At 62.3% G+C, this 24,082-nt stretch carries 19 protein-coding genes; 11 read left to right on the top strand and 8 right to left on the bottom strand.

Annotation, left to right across the window (positions count from 1 at the left end; all coding sequences use genetic code 11):
* Positions 1–17: 17 nt before the first annotated feature.
* Genes GD606_RS07910 through GD606_RS07880 form a run of 7 tightly spaced genes read right to left on the bottom strand, consistent with a single transcriptional unit; the run spans position 18 to position 10,105 of the window.
* Positions 18–2,612, bottom strand: a complete 2,595-nt coding sequence (locus GD606_RS07910) for a PEP/pyruvate-binding domain-containing protein (RefSeq protein WP_163300497.1) — start codon at positions 2,610–2,612, stop codon at positions 18–20.
* Positions 2,609–4,954: a PEP-utilizing enzyme gene (locus tag GD606_RS07905; protein ID WP_163300498.1), complete on the bottom strand. Its 2,346-nt coding sequence runs from the start codon at positions 4,952–4,954 to the stop codon at positions 2,609–2,611. Before GD606_RS07905 ends, GD606_RS07910 begins: the two co-directional genes overlap by 4 nt.
* Positions 4,955–5,002: 48 nt before the next feature.
* Positions 5,003–5,434, bottom strand: coding sequence for a response regulator (locus tag GD606_RS07900; protein WP_163300499.1), 432 nt, complete (start codon positions 5,432–5,434; stop codon positions 5,003–5,005).
* Positions 5,431–7,935, bottom strand: coding sequence for a PEP/pyruvate-binding domain-containing protein (locus GD606_RS07895; RefSeq protein WP_246299015.1), 2,505 nt, complete (start codon positions 7,933–7,935; stop codon positions 5,431–5,433). Before GD606_RS07895 ends, GD606_RS07900 begins: the two co-directional genes overlap by 4 nt.
* 60 nt (positions 7,936–7,995) lie before the next feature.
* A complete protein-coding gene (locus GD606_RS07890) occupies positions 7,996–8,739 on the bottom strand; it encodes a TIGR02186 family protein (RefSeq protein WP_176629253.1) in 744 nt (247 codons plus the stop codon).
* A 2-nt stretch (positions 8,740–8,741) separates the two neighbouring features.
* On the bottom strand, positions 8,742–9,683 hold the full coding sequence (locus GD606_RS07885) for a sulfite exporter TauE/SafE family protein (protein ID WP_176629252.1): 942 nt from the start codon (positions 9,681–9,683) through the stop codon (positions 8,742–8,744).
* Positions 9,680–10,105 (bottom strand): universal stress protein, encoded by a 426-nt coding sequence (locus tag GD606_RS07880; RefSeq protein ID WP_163300267.1) that lies wholly within the window; start codon positions 10,103–10,105, stop codon positions 9,680–9,682. The genes GD606_RS07885 and GD606_RS07880 overlap by 4 nt, the downstream gene beginning before the upstream one ends.
* A gap of 201 nt (positions 10,106–10,306) precedes the next feature.
* Between GD606_RS07880 and GD606_RS07875 the strand changes: the two genes are divergently transcribed.
* The 3 genes from GD606_RS07875 (at position 10,307) to GD606_RS07865 (ending at position 15,951) form a co-directional block, all read left to right on the top strand.
* Complete coding sequence (locus tag GD606_RS07875; RefSeq protein ID WP_163300266.1) at positions 10,307–11,758, top strand: sensor histidine kinase; 1,452 nt, start codon at positions 10,307–10,309, stop codon at positions 11,756–11,758.
* A complete protein-coding gene (locus tag GD606_RS07870; RefSeq protein WP_163300265.1) occupies positions 11,748–13,091 on the top strand; it encodes a sigma-54-dependent transcriptional regulator in 1,344 nt (447 codons plus the stop codon). Before GD606_RS07875 ends, GD606_RS07870 begins: the two co-directional genes overlap by 11 nt.
* 427 nt (positions 13,092–13,518) lie before the next feature.
* Positions 13,519–15,951 carry a DUF3987 domain-containing protein gene (locus GD606_RS07865; protein WP_163300264.1) on the top strand — a complete coding sequence of 811 codons (2,433 nt, stop codon included), beginning with the start codon at positions 13,519–13,521 and terminating at the stop codon, positions 15,949–15,951.
* A gap of 265 nt (positions 15,952–16,216) precedes the next feature.
* On the opposite strand, the gene GD606_RS07860 is transcribed toward GD606_RS07865, so the two are convergent.
* Entirely contained in the window at positions 16,217–16,378 is a 162-nt protein-coding gene (locus tag GD606_RS07860) for a hypothetical protein (protein ID WP_163300263.1), read from the bottom strand.
* Positions 16,379–16,680: 302 nt separating this feature from the next.
* On the opposite strand from GD606_RS07860, the gene GD606_RS07855 reads away from it, so the two are divergent.
* The 8 genes from GD606_RS07855 to GD606_RS07820 all read left to right on the top strand — a co-directional run bounded on the left by GD606_RS07855 (position 16,681) and on the right by GD606_RS07820 (position 23,567).
* Entirely contained in the window at positions 16,681–16,944 is a 264-nt protein-coding gene (locus tag GD606_RS07855; RefSeq protein WP_163300262.1) for a type II toxin-antitoxin system prevent-host-death family antitoxin, read from the top strand.
* The gene (locus tag GD606_RS07850; RefSeq protein WP_163300274.1) at positions 16,944–17,348 is read left to right on the top strand and encodes a type II toxin-antitoxin system VapC family toxin; all 405 of its coding nucleotides are present in this window, start codon (positions 16,944–16,946) and stop codon (positions 17,346–17,348) included. Before GD606_RS07855 ends, GD606_RS07850 begins: the two co-directional genes overlap by 1 nt.
* Positions 17,349–18,019: 671 nt before the next feature.
* A complete protein-coding gene (locus GD606_RS07845) occupies positions 18,020–19,114 on the top strand; it encodes a tyrosine-type recombinase/integrase (RefSeq protein WP_246299014.1) in 1,095 nt (364 codons plus the stop codon).
* A 3-nt stretch (positions 19,115–19,117) separates the two neighbouring features.
* A complete protein-coding gene (locus GD606_RS07840; protein WP_163300260.1) occupies positions 19,118–19,378 on the top strand; it encodes a DUF4160 domain-containing protein in 261 nt (86 codons plus the stop codon).
* A 5-nt stretch (positions 19,379–19,383) separates the two neighbouring features.
* A complete protein-coding gene (locus tag GD606_RS07835; RefSeq protein ID WP_163300259.1) occupies positions 19,384–19,644 on the top strand; it encodes a DUF2442 domain-containing protein in 261 nt (86 codons plus the stop codon).
* Between the two features lie 234 nt (positions 19,645–19,878).
* On the top strand, positions 19,879–20,736 hold the full coding sequence (locus tag GD606_RS07830; RefSeq protein WP_163300258.1) for a hypothetical protein: 858 nt from the start codon (positions 19,879–19,881) through the stop codon (positions 20,734–20,736).
* Positions 20,737–20,937: 201 nt separating this feature from the next.
* On the top strand, positions 20,938–21,144 hold the full coding sequence (locus GD606_RS07825; protein ID WP_163300257.1) for a helix-turn-helix transcriptional regulator: 207 nt from the start codon (positions 20,938–20,940) through the stop codon (positions 21,142–21,144).
* Positions 21,145–21,155: 11 nt separating this feature from the next.
* Positions 21,156–23,567, top strand: coding sequence for a DUF3987 domain-containing protein (locus GD606_RS07820; RefSeq protein ID WP_163300256.1), 2,412 nt, complete (start codon positions 21,156–21,158; stop codon positions 23,565–23,567).
* Positions 23,568–24,082 lie beyond the last annotated feature (515 nt).

The following is a 24,082-nucleotide window of genomic DNA, read 5'->3' as shown; positions in this document are numbered from 1 at the left end:
CAGCAGGAGGTCGGCGCTTACGGCCCGTTGCCCGGGGCGATCCCGGCCAGGCCGTCCAGGGAATAGTCTCCGGCTCGAAACGCCCGGGCCACACGGCCCGGCATGTCGTCGTCGATCATGACCGCATCCAGAAGCCTGCTGAAACCCAAAAACCGCCCGAGCATCTCCATCTTGTCCTGAACGGTCTCCCGTGACCCCTCCACGAGCGCGGCCGTGACCATGTCGCCCTGGCGGGTGGTATAGAACTCCTCCTCGCGCAGAACCTCCTCCACGAACCGGGCCCGTCGTTCCCGTTGGACCCTGGCCGTGCCGCCGCCTTTGAAACGGAAGCGAATGGAGTTCTCCCGGGGATTGGCCCCGCACACCGCGTCGATCATGGCGAAATGATAGTCCACCCGGGCGTTGACGTTCAGGTAGTCCCTGGCCGCCAGGGCGTAGTTGGGGTTGCCCACGGGCCGTTCGCTGCGCCCATCCAGCATGGAACGCGATATGAGCCCGGATACGCCGGGGATGGGCGGCGGCTTGCCCCATCGCAATCCCGGCGTGGCCATGCCCCGGCACAGGGCCGCCAGGGGCTCGCACAGGATGTCCTCGGAACCGACCGTGGCCGACCGGCCGGGGACCAGGCCGCCGCCCAGGTCGATGATCAGGAAGGACAGGCCCGCGCCGTCGCGCAGGCGTCGTACCAGGGAAAAGGTCTGTTCGGCCACGGCGTCCCCGGTCTCGAAGAGGGCGATGACCGCCTTTTCGTGGACGTAGCGCACGACGTCGTGCAGGCTTTTGATTTCCTGGATGGAAAAGGTGGGGCCATAGGCATCGGTGAGATTCAGGGGCAGGATCATCCGGCGCAGGTTCGCGGCCGCGTCGACTGGCCGTGACGGCGTTCGCGACGCGGGCCGGGAAATGTCCCGCCACAGGCGCGGATCGGCGGCCAGGACCAGGCCCCGATCGGCATCGGCCAGCACCCATTCGCCGTGTTGAAGCGCCGTGGTGGCCGTCCCAAGGCCGGTGATCATGGGGATGCCAAGCTCCCGGGACAGGGCGGCCAGGTGGTCCAGGGGGTTGCCCATGTCCACCAGCACCGCCGCGACCTCGGGCACAAGCGATGCCGCATCCACCAGGCTCTGGTGCAGGGCCAGCACGATGGGCCTTTGGGCCCTGGCCGCCGCATCGAGATCGCTCCTGGATCGGGCCGTGAACAGGCATCCCGCCGCCCGGCCGGGCGACGCGCCGACGCCGCCCGCAAGAAGAACCCGCTCGGCATCGCCGGAACTGGGCCCGGCGGCCCGTCCGGATGCCGTCGGAACCAGCCGGGCGGGACGGGCCTGAAGAATCCATACCCGGCCATCCTCATCCACGGACCATTCGATATCCTGAGGACATCCGGCCAGGGCCTCGATGCGCAGACCATGACCGCGCAGGGCCTCGATTTGCCCGGGGGCCAGGAGCGCCGCGTGGCGCATGTCCTCAGGAACGTCCTCCAGGCGCAGGCCGCCGCGTGGAGCCAGGACCTCCCGGACGGTCTTTTCCGCAATCTCGACCGGGGTGTCCCGGGTCGGCTCGGTGCCGAGCTCCCGGGCCGGCCGGTACACGTCGGCAACGGCCCGGCCGGAAACGGCCTGGGTGCCCAGTCCCGGCACGGCGGTCAGGAGCATCCGGCCGCCGTCCGGATCCATGGGGTCCCTGGTGAACAGCACCCCGGAGCTCCTGGCCGCGATCATCCTTTGACACAAAACGGCCATGTCCAAGGACTCCGAGGCCAGCCCCGCCCCAATCCGGTAGGCCAGTGCCCGGGCCGCGAAGGCGCTGGCCAGGACCGTCTTGAAGGCCCCGACCAGGGCCTCGGGGCTTGATACGCCGAGCACGCTGGCAAACTGCCCCGCAAAGGAATGCTCCCGGCCATCCTCGGACGAGGCGCTGCTGCGCGCGGACATGCCGTGCGGCCAGTCCCGACACAGATGTTCCCAGGCGGCGTGAAGCTGGGCGGCGAATTCCGGGGTTGGCTCCGAGGCCAGCACCATGGCCTTTGCCCGGGAGGACACCTCCCCGATATCCGCCCCGGGCAGGGCGGCCTGGCGCAATAGGGCCTTGAGCCGATCCTCCAGACGGGCTTGGCGCAGGTATTCCCGACAGGCCCGGCGGGTGATGCATACCCCTGCGGGCACGGGCAGTCCGGCCCGCAGAAGTCCGCCCAGGGGCTGGGCCTTGCCTCCGGCCTGTTCGCGCATGTCCGCCGTGACGTCCTCCAAGGGCAACCAGACGCGACGCGGCGCACGGCCGTAACTTTCAAGGGCCTTTTCCAGTCGGCGGCCCAGATTTTCGATCCGGGGATACAGGCCCAGGTGGGCGTTTTCCGTGAGCCTGTTCAAACCGTCCACCAGGTCCATCGCCATTTCCAGCAGGGTCCGGACGGTTTCGGTCAGCCGGGTGGTCTCATGTTCGTTCACAAGCCCGTCCACCTCGGCCATGGCCGCAAGGGCGGATTCGTTGTTGGCCAGAAGAACCCGAAAAATGTGGTAGCGGGACTTGATCCAGTCCAGGGCCGCGGCTTCCCGGCGTTCCCTGCGTCTGCGCCAGCGTCCGGCGAGATCGGAGAAAAGATGGGGACTCACGCGCCCTCCCGGGTCGGGAAGGAAAGACCGGCCGCCTGGCAGGTCTCGAGAAAGCGCCGCGTGAAACGCTCCACGTCGTCCTCGCCGACCATCTCCAGGTCCAGTTGCCGGGTATACGCGGACAGCGCCCCCAGAAAACGCATCACATCCAGGGCCTCGTCCCGCTCCATAAGCTTGCGTGTGCCCAAGACCAGATCCCCCTTGCGCGTGGCCCGGAATCCCAGACGTTCGAGCACGGACCGGATCAACCCGGCCCGGCGCGCCCGGCGGTCCCCGGAGGCGAATCCGCCCGCGAACCGGAAGGCCACGAAGGTGTGTTCCGGCCGGTCGGAGATCATGGCGTCCACCACACTGAAATGGTAGCCCAGGCGCAGGGTGATGTTGGCGTAGTCCCGTGCGGCCAGGGCCAGGTTGCCAGCGGCCACGTTCACGGGCGTTCGGGCTATCCCGGAAAGGATGTCCCCGATGCGCAGTCGGGCGGGTTCCGACCTGCGCACATCGCGCAGGACGAGTCCCTCCAGGAAGGCCCGCAAAGGCAGGCTCGAAACGTCAGACAGGCCCACTTCCCCGACTTGGCCCTCCAGTCCCCCTCCCAGGTCCACGATGCCCAGTTCGAAGGGGGAATCCTCCCGCAGCCGCCGCGCCGCGCCAAGACCGCCTTTTCCCGAGGCGTCAAAAGAAAGGAGGCGTTCCACGGCCTTTTCATGGGCGAAATGCAGGATGTCGTGGCAGGTGCGGCACCGCCCGGGCACAAACTCCTCGGACTGGGGGTCCACAAGGTTCAAGGGCCGGATGTGGCGCAACAGCCGCCGCAGGATACGGTATTCCGGCTCTGAGGCGAGGTTCGCTCCGGGCATGGTCGCCTGTCGCAACAGGGCCTCCACCGCGCCGGCGTGCACGCATCCCGATTCGGCGTCCACGGTGACCAGACTTCCCGAGTTCAGCGTCGTCGCCCCCGCAAGGCCGAACACGGCCGGAACCCGGTATTCCCTGGTCACGGTGGCCAGATGGCAGGCCGGACTACCCACCTCGGCCACCAGGGCTCCCAGCCTGGGCACGATGCGCGACAGGACGGGCGCGGCGGCCCGGGCCACCCCCACCGAACCCAGGGGAACGGATTCCGGCAGGGTGTCCTCGTTTAACACGACAACCGGTCCGGCCCCCACCCCGCCGCAGGCGATCTGCCCGCCGCACAGCAGGGGAGGATCGGAGGCCGCCGCGATGTCCGGTTCCGGCGCGTCCGGGTCAGGCCATTCGGAAGAGGCCGCCTCCGGCGGGCGAAGCCCGGTGAGGAGCAGGCCGCCGTCTTCGGACAACGACCACGACACCAGGCACGGCCCGCCCATGGCCCGCTCCGCCGCGAGACCCAGTTCCGCCAGAAGCGCGACGTGCTCCGGGACCAGCCAGCCCGACCCGCGCCGCCGTCCGTCCCGGGACAATCCCAGGGGCGTCCCCCCGGGGAGGGCTATATCCGCCGGTTTGGCGGAAAGCCTGGTGCGCAGCGGATCATGGGGGGCAAGCCGGGATATCCAGCACCGGTCCGTGAGGTCCGGGGAGCCCGGCGGGGCGGCCACGGCCAGCATGGCCGGCGGCAGGCCCTTGTCGTAGGCCAGGGTCGCCAGGGCGCCGACTACGGTCCCGGTCGGATGCGGCCGCACGCACACGGCGCGGGCCAGGGGGCCGGGGACGATTCCCGCCGTGTCCGGCCCGGCGAGGTCCGCCACGGCTTGCACCGTCTCCTCGATCCCGTCCGTCCGGATTTCGGCCAGGATCTCTCCGTCGCCGGCAAGTCCGGCCGACACCAGGATCGCCTCCAACGCACAGGGGCCTCCCAGGCGGGAAAAAAGCGCCAGGACCGCCTCCTCCACCCGGCGTCGGACTTCGTTGGCCCGGTCCCCGGCCAATTCGCGCATGCCCGTGGTGGTGACCGCAAATCCGTCCGGCGCGGGCAGGCCCATGTCCCGGCCGAGCACCGCCATCCCGGCGCTCGTCAGTCCCACCAGCGGCTCCATCTCCCAGCCGATTTCGGAGAAGGCCAGCACCCAGCGGGAGGACAGGGGGCCCATGCCGCCGGAGAGAACGTCCTCCAGCGCGTCCTTGACCGACAAGTAGGCGTCGTAGAGGTCCACATAGCCTTCTTTGGCCATGCCGTTGAGATGGTAGGCGGACTGATGCGCCAGGCGGCAGACTTCACGCACCGAGTCTTCCAGGAAGGCCCTGTCGAAGACGTATTCGCCGCTCAGGGCGCGGTCCATGCGGGACATGCGCTCGAGTGCGACGGTGTTGCCTGTCAGGATGCGCTTGAAGGCCCGAAACAGGAAACGGGCCGATCCCGGCCCCATGGCCCCTCCCGCATCGCTCCCCGTTTTCATGGCCATCATAGACCAGGGTTACGGGACGAGCCCGCGTTCCTTCTCGATGCGCTTCACGGCATCCAGAATGGCCGGCAACTTGAAAGGTTTGGCCACGAAGTCGAAGACGCCGTTGCGGAAGGATTCCCGCGCGGTCTCTAAAGTGGCGAAGCCGGTGATGACGATGACGTTCGTGTCCGGATGCTGTGTTTTGACCTGGCCTAGGAAGGCCAGCCCGTCCATTCCCGGCATTTTGAGGTCGGTGATGACCACGTCGAAGCGCCGTTCGCGCACCCGGTCCAAGGCCTCGGCAGGGCGTCCGAACGCCTCCACCTCATATCCGGCCTTCTGAAAAAAGGGTTTGAGACGCTTGCAGACAATGGGCTCGTCGTCCAGGATCAGGATGCTGGTCCTGCGTCCGGCAGGGGAGCCGCCCGTCGGGGGGGCCGCGTCAGGTATGTGGTGGTTCATTTTTTGTTCCTCCCGGCATGGGCGATGCGATGCAGAAATGTCTCGACATGCCGCTTCCCGGCCCCGTCGGAGTCGAGCATGGCGTCGAGCTGTCTGGTGTAGCCGATCAGCCCGCCCAGCATGAACATGGCGTCCAGCATGGCCTGGGTGGGATGCTGTTTGAGCCGCCCCGTGACCATATCCCCCTTGAGCTCGACCATGAAGTCGAAATGTTCGAGGATAGTCGCCACCAGCCCCGCCCGGCGGGAACGCCGCGCCAGGTCGGTCACACCGCCCATGAACCGGAAATAGATCACGTTGTCGTTGACCGGGCCGCCCACAAAGGCGTCCACCACGGTGAAATGGTATCCCAGGCGCAGGTGCAGGTTCAGATATTCCTTGGAGATGACGGCCAGATTGCGCCCCATGCGCCTGGGGTGGGCCTGTTCGGCGGACAGGGTCCGCGTCAGGCTCGAAAGAAAGCTGCCCATGCCCACAGCCACCGGCCGGGTCTCCCACATGCCCGAGGCGTTGAGCCCCTCCAACAGGGCCTTCAAGGGATGGCACAGAAGATCCTCCTCCGCGGCCTCGGCCGAGGCGTCCGGGCTTATGCCGCCGTCCACGTCGATGACCGCGAGTCCCAGGGGCAGCCTGGTGACCAGACGGCGGGAGGCATTTCCCTTAAGCTCCGGATGGGTCTCGGACAGGGAGATGAGCTTGTTCACGGCGCGCTGGTGCACGTAGCGGGCGATGTCGTGAAAGGTCGTGCAGAATTCGGGGCTAAACGAATCGGCCTTGGGATCGAGCAGGGTCAGCGGGGTGATGTGCTTGAGCACGCGCTTGAGGGTCCGGTATTCCCAGGATTCCTCGAAGACGTCCTTCCGGACCAGTTCGAAGCGGCACAGGGCCTCGACCATGCCGTCGTAGATCACGCCGTGGTCCGCGTCGAGCGTGATCTCCCGGCCCTCGGTCAGGGTCCGCGTGGCGTTTCCCACCCCCACCAGCGTGGGCACGCGCAGTTCCCTGGCGATGGTGGCCATATGCCCGGTGGCCGATCCGATGTCGGTGATGATCCCGCGGCAGCGGGGCATCACCCGGGCGTATCGGGGAGAGGAATGCATGGCCACCAGGATCGCGCCGTAGGGGAAGTCCGACAGGTCCTCCCTTTGTTTCACCAGGTGGACCGGACCAGAGGCCACGCCGCCCATGGCCGCCACGCCCTGGCCGGAGAGCAGCACGGGGGCATCCCTGGCAGCCTGGGCGGCGTCGGGCCGCCGGGAGGGTTCCCGGGGCTGGATGGCCAGGGGCCGGGCCTGGAGCACCACCAGGGCGTCGTCCCCGGTAAAGGCCCACTCCACGTCCAGGGGGCGCTTGAAAAACCGCTCCAGGGCCATGGCCGTGCGGGCCAGGACGGCGATCTGGTCCGGCGTGAGGCAGGGCACGGCCTGCTCAGCGTCCGGGACCTCGCGTATGTCCGTGCCGCCGGAGGGGACGAGCGCCATCCGCGTGGTCTTGGCCGCAATGTCCGAGGACAGAAGCTCATAGGGCGGTTCGCGATCAAGCAGATAAGTGTCGGTCTCGGCCGTGCCTTCCACGATGGGCTTGCCCAGGCCCCAGGCGGCGCTGACCACCATGGCCCGGTCCTGGTCCCGTAGCGGGGCGTAGGTGTAGAGCCCGCCGCTTGTCCGGGCGTCCACCATGCGCATCACGCCCACGGCCATGGCCGGCTCCTCGCCGCTCGGTCCGTGATGTGCGCGGTGGCGTAGGGCCTGCTCCGCGAAAAGGCTGGACAGCACCCGCCGGTAGGCGTCCAGGATTTCGCCCGGGGGCACGCCGAGGACGCTCTCGTACATGCCCGCGAAGCTCGATTCGCCGTCCTCGCCCCAGGCGCTGGATCGTACGGCCAGAAGGCCGTCCTTTCCGGCCGTCTCCCGAGCCGCTTTCTCGATGGCCCTGGCCAGCCGTTTGGGGATGGGGACGCGCAGGATCGCCTCCTGCAGCCGTGCCGACATCACGGCTAAGTCCGCCTCCGCCTCGCCCGGAAAGACGGCGCTTTGCGCGGCGTCCCGCCGCAGTCCGGCTTGCCCTATGACCTCGAAATAGGCTCCGGCGGTGATCACGAAGCCCTCTGGCACGTCGAATCCCAGGATGTTCCGGATGTCTCCCAGGCCCGCCATCTTGTTGCCGCCCTCGTCCGCAAGGTCATGGGTCAGTTCGGCCAGGGGCAGGATGTGGTCGGGACGCGACAGGGTTCGGCGACCGGCCATCTCTTCCCGTATCCGGAACTGGATGCGCTCGAACGCGGTGAACAGGGCCACGTTCTTGCGCTGGCACAGAAGGCTCAGGTCCGAAATGAGCTTGAAGACCTGGTCGCCGAGCCGTTCGCAGGTCTCGAAGAGATACTGCCGGTCGTAGATGTATTCCCCGCCGAGCTTGTCGCCCATGTCGCCCATGAGTTCCAGAATCGCGTTGTTGCGTTCCAGGATGCTCTTGAATTTTTTGAAGAGCACCGAAAAGGGCACAGAGGGCTTTTTGCTCCAACGCCGCGCGATGTTCCGGATCAGGGCGGGCAACATATGGTGTTAATGAGCCTCCTTGCTCTGGAAGACCAGTCCGATGCCGAGTCCGGCCAGAATGGCGATGACCGAGGCCAAAACCCCGTACCAGACCCCATGGTTGAAGGCCATGTCGGCCATCATGAAGGGGATGCCCACCATTTTCACGTCCATGGCCCGCGAGGCGGTGAAGACCTCACGGCCGTCCTTCAGGGCGTGCACCTCCACGGCGTAGTCCCCGGGGGACAGACGCGAGGGAATGGGCATGTCCGCAGTAAAAGGCTGCATGCCGTCCTTTGCCGGGCCCATGGTCACGGTGCCGGACATTTCGCGGTAAAGCCCCTCATCCTGCTTGAGTTTCAACAACTCCGGCAACAAGACATCCCGGTCGGCGTCGTCCGGCTCGATGCCCACCTGTCCGGTCAGGTCGGCCATGCCCAGAGCCGCCCCGGCCGACCCCATGTCCGCAAGCGGCGCGGACGAGGCCACCAGGAACACGGCCGGAACCTTGTCGAAACGCACGTTTCCCATGTTCATCCACAAAAGCCCCAAAGCTTTCCCCTTTTGTTTCATGTCCACGTCTCCGGGAGCGCCGAGAAAGCGCAGCACGACCTGGGACCCTTCCGGAACGATTCCTTCCGCCCTGATGGTCGAGCCGTTGTAAAGGGCGTGGATCTGGATGGCCTGGGGGCTTACGGAGAATTCCCCCTCACCGGCCAGGGCCGTACACGGTAAAAGAAGCAATATGGTGCAAAGCATGATGTGTTTCATGACTAATGCCCCCCCGCATAGGCCAGAAGCACGTCCGGCCTGGCAATCAGTTCGTAGAGAATCTTGCCCATGACCACGAGCACCAGGGAAGCCAGAAGGATCTTGAGCTGGTCCCCGTGCAGCTTCCTGCCGACCCTGGCCCCGACCTGAGCCCCGAGCGATGAGCCGACGAGCAGCAACAGGGCCAGGACGAAGTCCACGGTGTGGTTGGAGACGGATTGCATGATGGTGACGTTGATGCAGGTGAAAAGGATCTGGAAAAGGCTGGTGCCCACCACCACGTGCATGGGCATGCGCAGAAGGTAGACCATGACCGGAACCATGATGAACCCGCCGCCCACGCCCATGATGGCCGAGAGCACCCCTACCAGCCCTCCGAGGATGAGGGGCAGGATGGGCGACATGCGCACCCCGGAACGGCTGAACTCCATCTGCCAGGGCAGCGCGGCCACCAGGCGCGCGAAGGCGTTTGACTTGGTGTGCCTTTCGGGTTCGGGTTCGGACGGGGCCTTGCTTTTTTTCATGGACTGCAGGCTCTCGATGAACATGTAGCCGCCCACCAGCCCGAGCATGAGCACGTAGGTGATGTTGATAAGAAAATCGGCATTGCCCATTCGGCGCAGGGCCTTGATGATCTCCACGCCCACGGTCCCGCCCAGGACTCCGCCGACCAGCAGCAGAACACCCATCTTCACATCCACGTTGCCCAGGCGCAGATGCGCCAGGGTTCCGGAGGTGGAGGCCCCCACGATCTGGTTGGAATCCGAGGCCGCGGCCACGGTCGGGGGAATGCCCATCATGATCAGAAGCGGGGTCATCAAAAATCCCCCGCCCACCCCGAAGATACCCGACAGCAGGCCCACCGCTCCCCCCAGGCCGAAAATCGCGGCAATATTCACGCTGTTTCCCGCGATGGGCAGGTACAGTTCCATGGGTATGCTCATAGCCCTTCCTTTTCAGGTTTCGTGTTCTTTTTGGGCGAAACCAGTTCAACCCGGCAGTCCACGCCATGCAGGATCCTTGTCAGGCGTTCGGCTTCGCGGTCCCCCCCCGGTTCGTCCCCGGCAACGGCGGAAGCCACCAGAAACGTGGTCTTCATCCGCCCCGCCGCCTCGATCATCTCACGGTCGAAATCCCCCTCGGCAACGAACACCTCCACACTGGTCCCGGCCGTCCTGGCGGAGTCGATCTCGGATTCGACCAGGCGCAGGGCGGGCCGATCCCTGTTCGTCTCCAAGGTCTTGCCTGGGGGGTGAACCACCAGAACGCACACCCGGGCGTTTATGCGCGCGGCCAGGCACAATGCCCGGATGAGCGCCTCCAGGGCAGGGCGCTCGGAGTCGATACCGACGAGGATTTTTTCCATAGGGCTCCTTTCCGCTTCCCCATAAGCAAGCCGTGGGCCATGGTCCTTGAGTGCCGTAACACTTCAGAATAAAATGAAATTTTAACTGCCTCAAAACGGTCAGGGCAATGAATGTATCGAAATGAAACAGAGAAGGGCGAAAGAGCTTGTATCAAAATGGAACATGGCCTACGGTAACGGAAACCTATGCGGAGGCCGACCATGCGCGACGCGAATCGGTTCAAGGTCTTTTTCAATTCCATCAAGGGGAAAATATTCACCCTGTTTTTGGTGGCTTTTCTGGCGGCAAGCGGCCTGACCCTGCTCAATGTCTGGACGTTGTCGGCAATGCGCGAGCGGCTGGTCCTGTCGGAACGCTATGATGACTTTCTCAATGCCATCCTGGAGGCCAGGCGGTTCGAGAAGAACCTGTTCATTTACGGCGAAAAGGAAAATTATCGCGATGGGATGGCCTACCTGGACCAAGCCGCGACGGCCCTGGCCGAGTTGGGCGGAGACATCGTCAGGATATCCGATGCCGGTGATCTCGCGAATATCCAGGAGACCCTGACCCGGTACCGGCAGGAGTTCTCGGCCCTGGAAAGCGCCCGTCTCTCCGGCATGGACGTCGCCAGGGGCACGGGGAAACAACTGGTGGACCTGGCCTCTGACCTCATCGCCACCAAACGTGAACGCATCCACAGGACCATCGTCGTGGTCTCCCTGCTGCCGTGCGCCTATCTGGGGATATTTCTGGTGTTCATGGCCTTCCTCATCAAGGTCATAAACCACAGCCTGCTGCGGCCTCTGGGCTTGGTGGGGCAGATCACGGCCCGGGTGGCCACGGGCGACTTCAGCCCGGTCAGGCACGGCGGGCACCATATCGTGGAGATTGCCGGGCTCCTGGACGCCCTGGACCGCATGGCCCTGGAACTGGCCGCGCACCAGGAGGATCTGCTCCAGGCCCGCAAGATCGCGGCCCTGGGCACGCTGACGGCCGGCATCGCCCACGAGATCAACAACCCCATCAACAACATCATGCTCTCGGCCGAGAGCATGATCGAGATCCACGGCCAGGACCTGGACGAGGACGGCCGGGAGATCGTCTCGGACATCCTGTCCCAGGCCGAGCGGGCCGGGGAGATCGTCCGCAACCTGCTCGATTTTTCCCGCACGGAAAAGGCCAGATTCAGCCCGTTGTCCCCGGAAGTGATCGTGGAAAGCTCCCTGGCCCTGGTCAAAAACCAGATCATGATTTCCGGGCTGACCGTCGGCGTGGACGTGCCGCCCGGCCTCCCCGGCGTGGTCGGCAACCTGCGCCACCTGCAGCAGGTGTTCGTCAACCTGCTGCAAAACGCCGTGCATGCCACCGCGCCGGGGGGGCGTATCGACATCTTGGCCCGGGAAGAGCCCAACTCCGTGCGCCTGGAGGTGCGCGACACCGGAAAGGGCATCGACAAGGCCCTTCTCCCGCACATCTTCGAGCCTTTTTTCACCACCAAGGACGTAGGCAAGGGCACCGGGCTGGGGCTCGCCGTGACCTATTCCATCATCAAACGTCACAGCGGGCGCATCGAGGTGGAGAGCGAACCCGGCCTGGGAACCACCTTCATCATCCACCTGCCCAGGACCGCCGCTCCGGCGGACAAGGAGGAGTCCGAGCATGCCGTCTAGGATCGCCATCGTGGATGACGAGGCCACGGCCCGGAAACGATTGTGCGAGGCGCTTTCCCGGGACGGGTACGAAGCCCGGGGATTCCCTGATGCCGAATCCTTTCTTGATGCGGCGTCCGAGGCTTCGTTCGACGGGGTTCTCCTGGATTTGCGGCTACCGGGCATGGACGGGCTTCAGGCCCTCAAGCGGATCAAGGCCATGGGGACCGAGACCGAGGTGATCATGATCACCGGGTTCGGCGACCTGGAGACGGCGATCACGGCCATCAAGCTCGGGGCGTTCCATTACCTGCAAAAGCCCCTGAAACTGGCCGAGGTCCGTAGCCTGGTCCGCGCGGCCCTGGGCAAGGTGGGCATGGCCCGGGAGAACCGCCTCCTGCGTCAGGCGCTGCGGGTGGAGTCCGGGCTTGAGTCCATGGTCGGGGCAAGTTCCGCCATGCGCGAGGTTTTTGAACTGATCCGCAGAATCGCGCCGGTTTCCTGCAACGTCCTGATCCAGGGCGCCAGCGGAACGGGCAAGGCCTTGGTGGCCCGGGCCCTGCATCGTCTTTCGCCGCGCCGGGAGCGGGCCTTCGTTTCCTTCAACTGCGGTGGGTTTACCGAGGAACTCATCGCCAGCGAGCTTTTCGGGCACGAGAAGGGCGCCTTCACCGGGGCCGTCGCGACCCGGATCGGCCTTCTGGAATCGGGCGGAGGCGGCACCGTGTTCTTGGACGAAATCGGCGAGATGCCGCTGACCATGCAGGTCAATCTGTTGCACGTCATCCAGGAGCGTCGGATCTTGCGGGTGGGAGGCACAAAGCCCATCGATCTGGACATCCGGATCATCGCGGCCACCAACCGGGACCTCAAGCTGGAGGTGGACAAGGGACTCTTCCGGGAAGATCTGTATTACCGGCTCAATGTGGTGAACATCGTCCTGCCCCGGCTTTCCGAACGCAAGGAGGACATTCCCCTGCTCGCCCGGCATTTTCTGGACAAGTATTCCCTGCTCTTCCACAAAACCGTGCGGGACATCGATCCCCAGGCTATGCAGCTGCTCATGAACTACGGATTTCCGGGCAACGTCCGCGAGTTGGAAAACATCATCGAACGCACCGTGGCCCTGTGCGATGCCAAGACCATCACCGTGGCCGACCTGCCCCGGGACCTGCAGCAGATGGATTTCGCCTCCGTCGAGGGCGAACGGCTGGCCACCCTCGAGGAGATCGAACGCCGACACATCACCAGGGTTCTGGACCGCACCGGTGGCAGCAAGGGCCTCACCGCGCAGATCCTGGGGATCCCCCGGACCACCTTGTGGCGCAAGCTCAAGTATTTCAAACTGGAGTGAGTCCTCTGTTTCAATATGGGACAAAGGACGGGCCCAGAGGACAAACCCCAGCGAAGGAGCCGGAGATCAACCGCCCCTGTCCAAGAAGTAGCCTGGCATGAGAGGTAAGGGCAATTTATCCAAGGTAAACAGGCTGATGAAAAGGCGACGGGCTTTGAGGGAATTCATTGTGCATGCTGGGCATAGCGTTGGTGAGAAAAGGGTTACAGCGATTTTTGCCTAACCCATTGTTTTTTCTTTGGCATCTCCATGGGGATTTGACCCCCTGTCGTCGGCGTGTAAGACGCAGGGCAGACTCATACTCTTTTTTCAAATATCTTCATATAGTTAGACTTTTTTGATCTCCACGTGCCAGAGAGTACAGAGACGCCACACGTAATGTGCACGAAATACTCTTTCGATATCCTCACTTGTTCTTGACAGGGTCATGAAAGCCATCGTCGCCTTGTACGATGCGGAGCATGTTGTGGAACTCTGCGCCATCGGCCCGCAAACCAGGAAGTCCAGCCTTTGGGGCAACGAGTTTGCCGGGGGCAAAAAGGCCATTGTGGCCGGGTGGTTTCGGGACAAACAGGCTCTGGCGGAACTGGCCGTCCGGCTGGATGCGGAGGCAAAGCCCGAGGGGGTGTATGTCACCCTCAACCCGGTCACCCCCGCCCTCCTTGGTCGAGCCGACCACAGGCTGAAGGCGGGAGTGGGGCGGACGCAGGACAGTGAGGCCCTTTGCCTGTGCAATCTCCTGGTGGATGTGGACCCGGCGCGTCCCTCCGGCATCTCAAGCTCTGAGCCGGAGAAAATGGCGGCGCACGACGTGGCGCAACGGATCGCCGCCCATCTGACCCATCTGGGGTGGCCGGAGCCGCTTGCCGCCGACTCGGGAAACGGGTGGCATCTTGTGTACAAGATCGACCTTGCCAACACGCCTGAGAGCGTCATGTTGGTCAAGGGGGTACTCAAGGCCCTGGCTGCCAGGTTCGATACCGGCGAGGCCACGGTGGATCAGTCCGTGTTCAACCCGGCTCGGCTGGTCAAGCTGTGGGGGACCATGGCCCGCAAGGGCGACCACACGGTGGAGCGGCCGCACCGTGCGTCGGCCATTGTGGATGTGCCGGGACATAGCGCGCCCGTTCCCCGGGCGCTGCTGGAGGCCTTTGCCGCACAGGCCGGGGCGGATGCCACGCCACGCCACGCTCTCCCTGCCCCCACCGCCGCAGACCCGGGAGGGCGGTTCGATGTCCGCGCCTACCTGGAGCGGCATGGCCGTGGACTGAAGAAGGAAAAGCCCTTCAAGGGCGGCATGCTGTATGTCTTGGAGGAATGCGTGTTCGATCCGGGACATGCCCATGGCGAGGCCGCCATCTATCAGGCCGCTGATGGCAGGCTCTCGTATCAGTGCTTTCACGCCTCCTGCCGAGGGCGCACCTGGCAGGAGGCGCGTCAGAGGATAAGCAGCGACGCGCCGCTCGGGGCGGGCAACGTGGCCGCCACCCCCGGCCCTGCCAGCCAGCAGCCCGAGGAGTGGACGCCACTTCTCGTGCCGTGGCCGACTTTTTCCCCCCAGGCGCACCCAGGCATTGCCGGTGCGTTCATCGAACTGGCCACGCGGGGTTCGGAAGCCGATCCGGCGGCGGTGCTGGCCACCTTCCTGACCCGCTTCGAGGTGGAGGTGTCCGGCAACGGGGTACTGAAGGGGCCGGGCATGTATCTGGGTGAGACGCGGCATTATCCGCGCCTGTTCACGGCCATCGTCGGGGCGTCCAGCAAGGCCCGGAAAGGAACCTCGGCGCATCCGGTGAATGCGCTCTTTTCTCCCGAAGGCCTCCCAGACAACTCGGACAACCCGGACAACTCGTTCCCGTCACCCGCCGCGACCAGCAGCGGCCCGCTCTCCACCGGCGAGGGCCTCGCGTTTTGCGTCCGGGATGCCCGCACGGAATGGGTCATCGACAAGAAGACCTCTGCCGGGTCATGGGTTCTGGTGGACCCCGGAGTCGAGGACAAACGTCTGTATGTCGCGGATGAGGAATTCGCCTCAGCGCTGCAATGCACCAAGCGTGAGGGGAATACCCTGTCGACGGCGGTTCGGTGCTTTTGGGATTCAGGCGATTATTCCCCCATGGTGAAAAAGGAGCGGACGAAGGTCACGGGGGCGCATGTCGGCATCGTGACGCATATCACGTTTCAAGAACTGCGGGCTCTGTTGGACGAGGTCCAGGCCTTCAACGGCTTTGGGAATCGTTTCCTTTGGGTGTGCGCCAGGCGGCATGGAATGGTGGCGTTTCCTCGCCGGATGCCCCAGGACGAACTGTCCAGGCTACGGCGCGAGGTGTCGCGGCTGGTCGATATCGGACAGCGCCGCGAAGAGATGACGTGGGATGGGTCGGCCGAGGATTTGTGGCGCACGGTCTATCCCCGTCTTTCCCGGGAGCATCCCGGACTTGCGGGGTGCATCATCAACCGGGGTGAGGCCCAGGCCGTGCGGTTGGCCATGATCTATGCCCTACTGGACGGGCAGGGGCATATCGGCGTGGCGCATCTTCAGGCCGGGCTGGCGTTTTGGGAGTACTGCCGGGCCTCGGCGCTCTTCATCTTCGGCAGTCGCGAGACCAATCCGCTCGCGGAGAGGATTCGCGGCGCACTGGCTGGCGGCCCCATGACGACCACGGCCTTGCACCGGGCGCTCGGGAATAACGCCTCCCGGGAGAAGTTGCGTGAGGCCCTTCAGGAACTCCTGACCGCCGGGCACATCAACAAGACGGAAGAGAAGACCACAGGCCGGCCGAAGGCTGTTTTCACCCTGAACGAACAAACCGAAAATAACGAACTATCGCCCGCTGGGAGCATGTCGGATAATTCGTGAAATTCGTTTGTTTCGTTTAGGCGGGAGAAGAAGAGGACACGGCGGCCTCCCGGGAATGCGGCAGATAGGCCATTCCCGGGAGGCCTGGTTTTTGGGGCGGACAGGGGGCTGGCGTGCCGTCCAATGCGTGTTTTTGCGGAGAAACACGCAAGAAAGGTGCATGATTTGCGCAAGTTGCCGCGAGGGGTGGGGGAAAGGAGAGGGGACTGTCTGGCTGTACGGCCACATGTGTTTTTTTGGTTGATGACGGAGAAAGGATCGGGCGCTACGCGGGCAATGCCGCCTCATCCCGGAGGGCCTGACGGGCATCAACGGGGCTGATGTGCGGCTTGATGCGATGCATCGCCTGCGTGAGATCGGCTTCGTTTGCTCCAGGAGTCTCTTTGCGGAGCCAAAGCGACGTGGCCAGTTTTTCCAAATCGGACACGCCCTTCTTCCCGAACCACTGGGGCACGGTCTGAATGGCGGCTTGCGCCGGGGCAAGTTGTCCAGAAGCGCCTTGCCCCCGAGGCCGTCAACCGAATGCGCGGGCCTTAGGCAGACTGGACGTGATGCTCGGGCAGGCAACTGGAGAAAGCGTGGCCAGGGAGTCGTGCAGCTCGAAGGAATTAGGGCCGTGCTTGTAGAGCACAGAATCATTGCCCGTCGGGACAGCGCACGGTTTGTCCAAGGCCAGCTTGCCATTTGTCTGGATAATGGCTAGATGTAATATCTAGACAGGAGGTGCCTATGCCGAGCACATGGACGCTGCAAGACGCCAAAAACAAGTTCAGTGAAGTGGTCAATGCTGCGTGCGCCGGTGCGCCGCAGGTGGTGACCAAGCGCGGCAAGCCTTCGGTGGTGGTGGTTTCCATGAGCGACTATGAAAGGTTTGTCGCCCAAGGCAAGAGCCCTGCCCCGCGTTTCACGGAATTTTTGCTCTCCATGCCCGGCGGTGGTGCGGAGGCGGACGCCTCGCGCGAGGACATCGCCCTGAGGGAGGTGGAGTTTTGATGTTTCTGCTGGACACGGTCGTCCTCTCGGAACTGCGCAAGAATGACCGCAACCCCGGCTTGGTGCGCTGGATCAGCGGTGCGGATGAGGGGAAGCTTTTTGTCAGCGTGGTCACTGTCGGTGAAATAGAGCGCGGGATTCGTCGCCAGCAAGCCAGGGATGCCGCCTTCGCCCAACGCCTCGCCGACTGGCTGGCGCACCTGGTGCTGGCCTACGGGGACCGCATCCTGCCCATCACCACGGAGGTGGCCCGTCGCTGGGGTCAATGCAGCGCGGACCTGGGCCGGGCTGATGCGGACATCCTCATTGCCGCCACGGCCTTGGAACACGACATGGTGGTGGTGACGCGCAATGAGCGGCACTTCATACCCACAGGGGTGCGCGTGTTCAATCCCTGGGAGTAGGCTGCCCCAGCGCGTGCGGGGAAGGCCTACGCCTCTGCGGGTTCAGTGGCGTCTGGCACGCCTCTTTTTCTTCAAACAAAAAGCCCGTCCTTGGACGGGCTTTTTGTTTGGGAGGGGAGCAAGTGGCTGCTGGCAGGGATACCTCCGCAGGAAGGTGGCCCAACTCAAGTGGCCGAAGGTATTGGGGGATGTATGCTGGGCAGAAGCGGTCTGCGTGTGGGGTATAGTGTGGGGTATGAAAAAAGGGCCTACGGATTTTCGTCCGTAAGCCCTTGATTTTCTTGGTTGCGGGGGCAGGATTTGAACCTGCGATCTTCGGGTTATGAGCCCGTGAACCGAGTCTTCCTACCCCCTTTCCTACCCAGTTTAACCACACCTAATGAGACAAGTTTATCCTTAAATTACAGGCTTGACAGGTATATCGTCATTGGGTCATTTACCCGAATGATGTTTAATGAAATTTGCCCTGTTTTACCCTCCTGGGTAGGAATAGGGTAGGAAAGAAAGTGTGGTCCTGTCGGGCTTCAAGGGGTGTTGGGGTAGGAATAGGGTAGGAAAGAGGGGGGACGATGGCCACCAAATACACGCGGGCGCACCCGGCGAAATGGTCCGGCGTTTACTGCTACGAAAGCACGGAGCGCCGCTTTGAAGATAAGGCGGACGTTTGTTATGTGATTGCCTATAAGGTCGAGGACAAAAAACGCTGGGAGAAGGTCGGCTGGAGGTCGGAAGGCTATACCCCCCAGGTGGCGGCGGAGGTCCGGGCCGAACGGGTGAAGGCAGCCCGGCATGGTCAGGACGTGAAGACCGCCAAGGAAATTGCCCGCGAACGCGACAAGCGGGACAAGACCATTGACGAGTTGGCGAAGGCCTATTTTGCGGCCAAAGGGGATTCCCTGAAAGGCGTGGTGACGGACCGCAACCGCTATGACAAGCATATCCGCCCCATTCTGGGCGGCTTTCGGGCAAGCAAACTCTCGCCCCTGGACATGGCCCGGCTGCGCAAGGCCATGACCGGCCGCGCCCCGGCCACGGTCTGGAATGCCTTGGAACTGGTGCGGCGTATCGTGAATTTCGGGGCCAGGGCCAAGCTGTGTCCGGCCTTGTCCTTCGTCATCGAGATGCCCAGGAAGGATAACGAGGTGGTGGAATACCTGGAACCCGAGGAGGCCGTCCGCCTCAAGGAGGTGCTTGATGCGTGGCCGTCCCGGGATGCCGCCAGGATGCTGGAACTGGCCATGTTCACGGGCATGCGGCGGGGCGAGGTCTTCAAGCTGCGGGATGTGGACCTGGATTTTCTGTCCGGGATCATCACCATCCGTTCCCCAAAGGGCGGCAAGACGGTGAGCATCCCCATGAATCCCATTGCCCGGGCCATCCTGTTAGAGCAGCTTGATTGGAAGGCAAAAAGTTCTTTTGAAAGTCCATTTGTGTTTCCCGGGAAGGGCGGCGGACAACGGGTGGCCTGCGGGGCCGCCGGGCGCATCAAGAAGGCCGCCGGAATTCCTTCCCGCTTCAGGATTTTCCACGGTCTGCGTCACCATTTCGCCGTGACCCTGGCCAATTCCGGAGAATTCACCCTGGACATGATCGGCGAACTTCTTACACACAAATCAACGGCCATGACCCGGCGCTACGGGCAGTTCCTTCCGGACGCCAAAAAGCGGGCCAGCGACAAGGCGGCGGAGTTGCTTGTCAGCCACGCGGGACTGGATGCAATGTCCGGCAGGGGGCGGAAGGTGGTCCGGATCGGGGGAGGAGATTAGCCGATGCCCATTGTGAGCGCCTTTTTCGGGATCATCATCACCATGTACTGGCGGGAGCATGGCCGTCCGCATTTTCACGCCAAGTATGGCGAGCATGGCGCAACGTTTGATATCGAAACACTGGACATTCTGACCGGCAATTTGCCCCGCCGGGCGCGGCTCATGGTCCTGGAGTGGGCCTTCGAGCACCGGGAGGAACTGATGCAGAACTGGCGGCTATGCCAAGAATATTCCATACCCAACCCCATCACCCCATTGGAGTAACGATCATGATTCCCTGGGAAGTGAAGACCGCCAAGCCGTTGCCGGGCTACCGCCTGGAGGTGACGTTTGCGGATGGGCTGCGCGGTGTTGTCGACCTTTCTGATGTGCCGCACAAGGGCGTGTTCGCCTCGTGGTCGGACCCCGCCTATTTCGAGCAGGTGCGCGTCGATGCCGAGACAGGCACGGCCTGCTGGCCCAACGGGGCGGATGTGGCCCCCGACGCCATGCACGAAGAGGTGAAACAGCGGCAGGTATCGGCCGTGTAGGCCAAGGACGGCAAGACGACCCGGTCCCTGTGGACGGCCCATGAGGGGGAGGGCCATGAGCGCCGTTTTGCCACAAGTCGTGCGTCTCAAAGTCTGTGCAAGTGATCGGGTGGAGTAGCGATACGCGTGCTCTGGAGGAAGTAGCGTGCGCTAGGTTCACCGTGGGGTACTTGCGGGGGAGATAGACAAGGTGGTTGTGTTGATTTTCAAAGTATAGCTTGACTGGAGAACTCAATGTCCTGCTCTACATACCCAACCCCAATTAATAAGAATTTCAGGGCAGATATCAACAAAAAGGGAGAAACGTCATCACCAGAGTATGTAGCGTATCGCTTTTGGTTGTACCAATATTCATATAGGAACGTCACGTGTGCCAATGATGCGAGAAAAATTGCTGATTTTTGCGTTCTTGCGAAAGGCAAGGGGATTGATCCACTAACTATAATGTTTGCAAAATTTGACAGTATCATGAATCCTTACATGAACGAAAAAGAGGTGTTCCAGATTGTTTTTCAGTTGCGACACCTTGCATTGTTATTTATGAGGACATATAATATATGTCCATTTGCTACCATGGATGGTTTTTATGGTTTTGATTCCGGCAACATACTGCGGACGCTAATTAAAAAGAAACAATTAAAAATGGAATTTTACGATAAAGTATATCATCAGTCACTCAAGGGTTTTGAATACGACCCAGAGACAAGCAGCCTGAAAATCGAGGTTAACTTGAACCATGATTACACAACAGTCTTGTTGGATGTGGCAAACATAATTGATAATATCACGGGCGAAGTCGATAATGACTTTTTATTTTATATCCATGAGAGAAAATTTAGAAAGAAGTTGTCAAAATTATCGCCAACAAGCAATGCGTCAAGAGCTGTTGGATTGTGGATTTGGGATGCTATTGACAAACAGATTGGAAAGGAGAAGCCTCCGTATGGCGCTATTTCAAAAACGATACATCGCCTCAAAGAAAAATTTGATCTTTCAAGTTTAGGGTATTCGGCGTCATCGGATAGAACGTTTTCAAATATGTATTATAAAACGTGCAAGTGCATTGAAGATAGAGATGTTTATTCTATATAACACGAAGAATGTTCTTGTCACGTGAACAACATACAAGCCTGCTGGAGTAGCACCCCTCTTAGCGCGGCACCTTCTTTAACCTGGAGATAGCCGTCCTTCTCACAGGGGAAATTGGAAACTCAGACCCTTCAGATAGAATCCTAGACATGCTTGTCAGGCTATGAGTTATCTTTCGGGTGAATTCACCGAAGGAGAGCTCGTATGCTTAAAGGTCTTCACACCCGCGAAGCTGCCCAATACCTGGGCCTTTCACCCGGCACCCTCGAAGTCTGGCGCTGCAAGGGGCGTGGCCCCCGCTATTCCAAACTCGGGAAACGGGTCGTTTACGACCCCGCCGACCTGGACGCCTATCTCGCCGACCACAAGGTCTTCACCATTGATTCCATGCCGTCCTCGGCTGGGCGATAGCGAGGCGCCGCATGGATACCAAGATAGTCTCCGCATTCCGTGAGGAGCTTAAGAGCGGCGGGTTGGTCCTGGATGAGATCATAGCCGATGGAAAGCTGCACCGTTGCGGCACGGTGGGCAAGGAACGCGGCAAGGACGGTGCCTATGTGCTCCATGCCGATCCCCCCATGTCCGGTTGGTGGCAGAACTACCGCACGGGAGAATCCGGAAAATGGACTGACCGCCATCTCCATCCCATGTCCATTACTGAAAAGGACCGGCTCCAGACCTCGGTCGCCGTTGCCCAAAACGCCAGGCGGGAAGAATCCTCACGTCTCCATGCCAAAGCCAAGGAAACCGCATTTCGTATTTGGGAGAAGGCTGATCCCGTCCCTCTCAATCATCCCTACCTTGCCCGAAAGGGAGTCATGCCGCTTGGCGATATCCGCATGGCCCATGACGGACGTCTCATCGTCCCGCTTCTGGATAATGTCGGAGCGATCATGTCTCTGCAATTCATCGCGGCATGCGGAGAAAAGCGGTTCCTCGCTGGTGGCGCAACAAGCGGCGGCCGCTTCACGATCCCAGGGGATGACGGCCCCCTGTGCATCGCGGAAGGGTACGCCACGGGGGCGAGCATCCACGAGGCCACGAAACACACGGTCCTTGTCGCGTTTCATTGCGGCAACCTCATGTCCGTGGCCACCTCGGCCCGTCAGACGTATCCGGACAGACAGATCATCCTCTGCGCCGACAACGATCACGAGACAGAACGCGCCCGTGGCCGAAATCCAGGCGTTGCGCATGCGACCGAAGCGGCTCGCGCTGTCTCCGGGCTGTTGGCGATTCCACGATTCAAAGTGCCGGACAGCGCGACCGACTTAAATGATCTGGCTCGAACCGAGGGGCTTGATGCCGTGCGTAACTGCATCATGGCAGCCGTTCCGGTCTTGCCTGAAGTTGACGTTCAGGCGGCCGGACCTTCGCCGGTACGGTTTGAAAACGAAAACTCGCCGGATATCCCGGCCCGGCTGTTTCCTGGTATCTTGGGAAAGTTTTGCTCGGCGCTGGCTGAAGAGCTGCAAGTTCCTTTCGAACTGCCGTTGTGCAGCGCTCTTGGAACGATTGCCGTCGCTGTCCAGCGGAAGTGCCGGGTTCGGGTCAAAGACGGTTATGCCGAACCCCTGAACATTTTCGCCCTGTGCCCATTACCCCCGGGAGAGCGGAAAAGCGCTACGGTAGAGGCCTGCAAAAAACCGCTGGTGGAATGGCAGACTGATAGAAGCCGTGAGATGCAAGACGGTATTCGCGAGGCGGCAAGCGAACGCCGTACCTTGGAAAAGGCCATCGACATGAAGCGGGCCAGCATCGGGAAGGCGAAGACCGCCCAGCAGCGCAAGGATCTTATCCAGGAAATTAAGGCGATGGAGAAAGAGCTCCCGGATGTTCCCAGGGCTCCCCGCCTTCTGGCCGATGATTTCACCCCCGAGGCCTTGGCGCTGCTCATGGAAAGACACGAACAACGCATTGGGCTTCTTGAGGCGGAGGGCGGCCTGTTCGACACCCTCGCCGGGAGATATTCCAATGGCGTCCCCAATCTCGACGCCGTGCTCAAATCCTGGTCCGGCGAAACCTGCCAGATTGACCGCCGTGGAGCGGAGACCATCATCCTGAATGATCCGCACCTGACCCTGGTCATTTCCCCCCAGCCGGAAGTCGTCCAGGCGCTCGCGGGGCAGCCGGGGTTTCGCGGCAGGGGGCTTGTCGGACGCTTCCTGTATTTCATGCCGCGAAGCCGCCTGGGGACACGGTCCCTCGATTCCTCCCCCATGCCGGAGTCCATCGCGCGAAAATGGAAGCAGACGATTCAAAACCTTCTGTCCATTGTCTGGAATCGAGACACACGGGGGAATTCTGTCGCATATGATGTTCCCCTCTCCCCGGAGGCATTGAACCTGTGGCGGAAGTTCGCGCAGGATGTGGAATCCGCTCTCCTTCCTGGTGGAACGCTGGAGCATATGACGGATTGGGGTGGAAAATACCCGGGGCAGGCCATTCGCCTTGCCGGGCTCATGCATATGGCCACGGCTCCCGAGCCCTTGACCGAACCTCTCTCGCCGCAAACCATGGAGAACGCGCTGACAGCGGCCACGATCCTCGCGGCGCACGCCACGGCCGCCTATGGGCTCATGGGCAGCGACCCGCAGTTGGAATGCGCCCAGTCCATCTTGAAATGGATCGAGCGCGACCGCGTGTCGTCGTTTACCGCCCGCGACGCCATGGGCAAGGTCAAGGGCCGCTATCCGACCATGGACAAGGTGAATGCCGGTTTGGCCATCCTGGAAGAACGGGCCTTCATCTTTTCGGCCAGTCAGGACACGCGCAAAGGTCCGGGCCGCAGGCCGAGCGCCGTCTATACGGTCAATCCCCACACATTTGAATAAATGGAGAAAATCATATCATTCAAGCTTGCCAGATCTTAAGCGCACAATTCGCAGATTCGCAGAATGAAACTTCGCCCTCGGGTCGGGCAAGGCATCGCATCAGGTGTAGTATTGAAGGGATTCCCCATGTGTGCCAGACGCTCATCTTTTGTTGCAACAATCTGAGATAGTGGTGCAAACTTGCGTTCGGTTTGCATGATTGCCAACAACAGAGTGGTGTTAGGGAGCTTCCTCTCGATATATTGAGCTATGGTGTCTGACCCACAACCTGCTCAAGCTCTACAGGCGCGGACTCGCTGGCGGGTAGGATACGGAAAGTGGGTAAATCGCCCCGGCGGGCTGCCCGGCGAAAGACGATCAAGGAACAATGAAGGCCGGTCGGGTCACCTGGGAGGCGCTCGCAGGCTCGGTGAGATAATCGGTTTCGGAACTGTTGATCAAAAGGCGAGAAAACTTCGAGGGACAGGCTTTATACGGGCACAACCCCCTGAGCATCAGAGGATTGCCCTGGTCAT

Source organism: Desulfolutivibrio sulfodismutans DSM 3696, assembly GCF_013376455.1.
Taxonomy (GTDB): Bacteria; Desulfobacterota; Desulfovibrionia; order Desulfovibrionales; family Desulfovibrionaceae; genus Desulfolutivibrio; species Desulfolutivibrio sulfodismutans.
The sequence above is the reverse complement of the archived record's forward strand: the minus strand, read 5'-3'. Positions and strand labels throughout refer to the sequence as shown.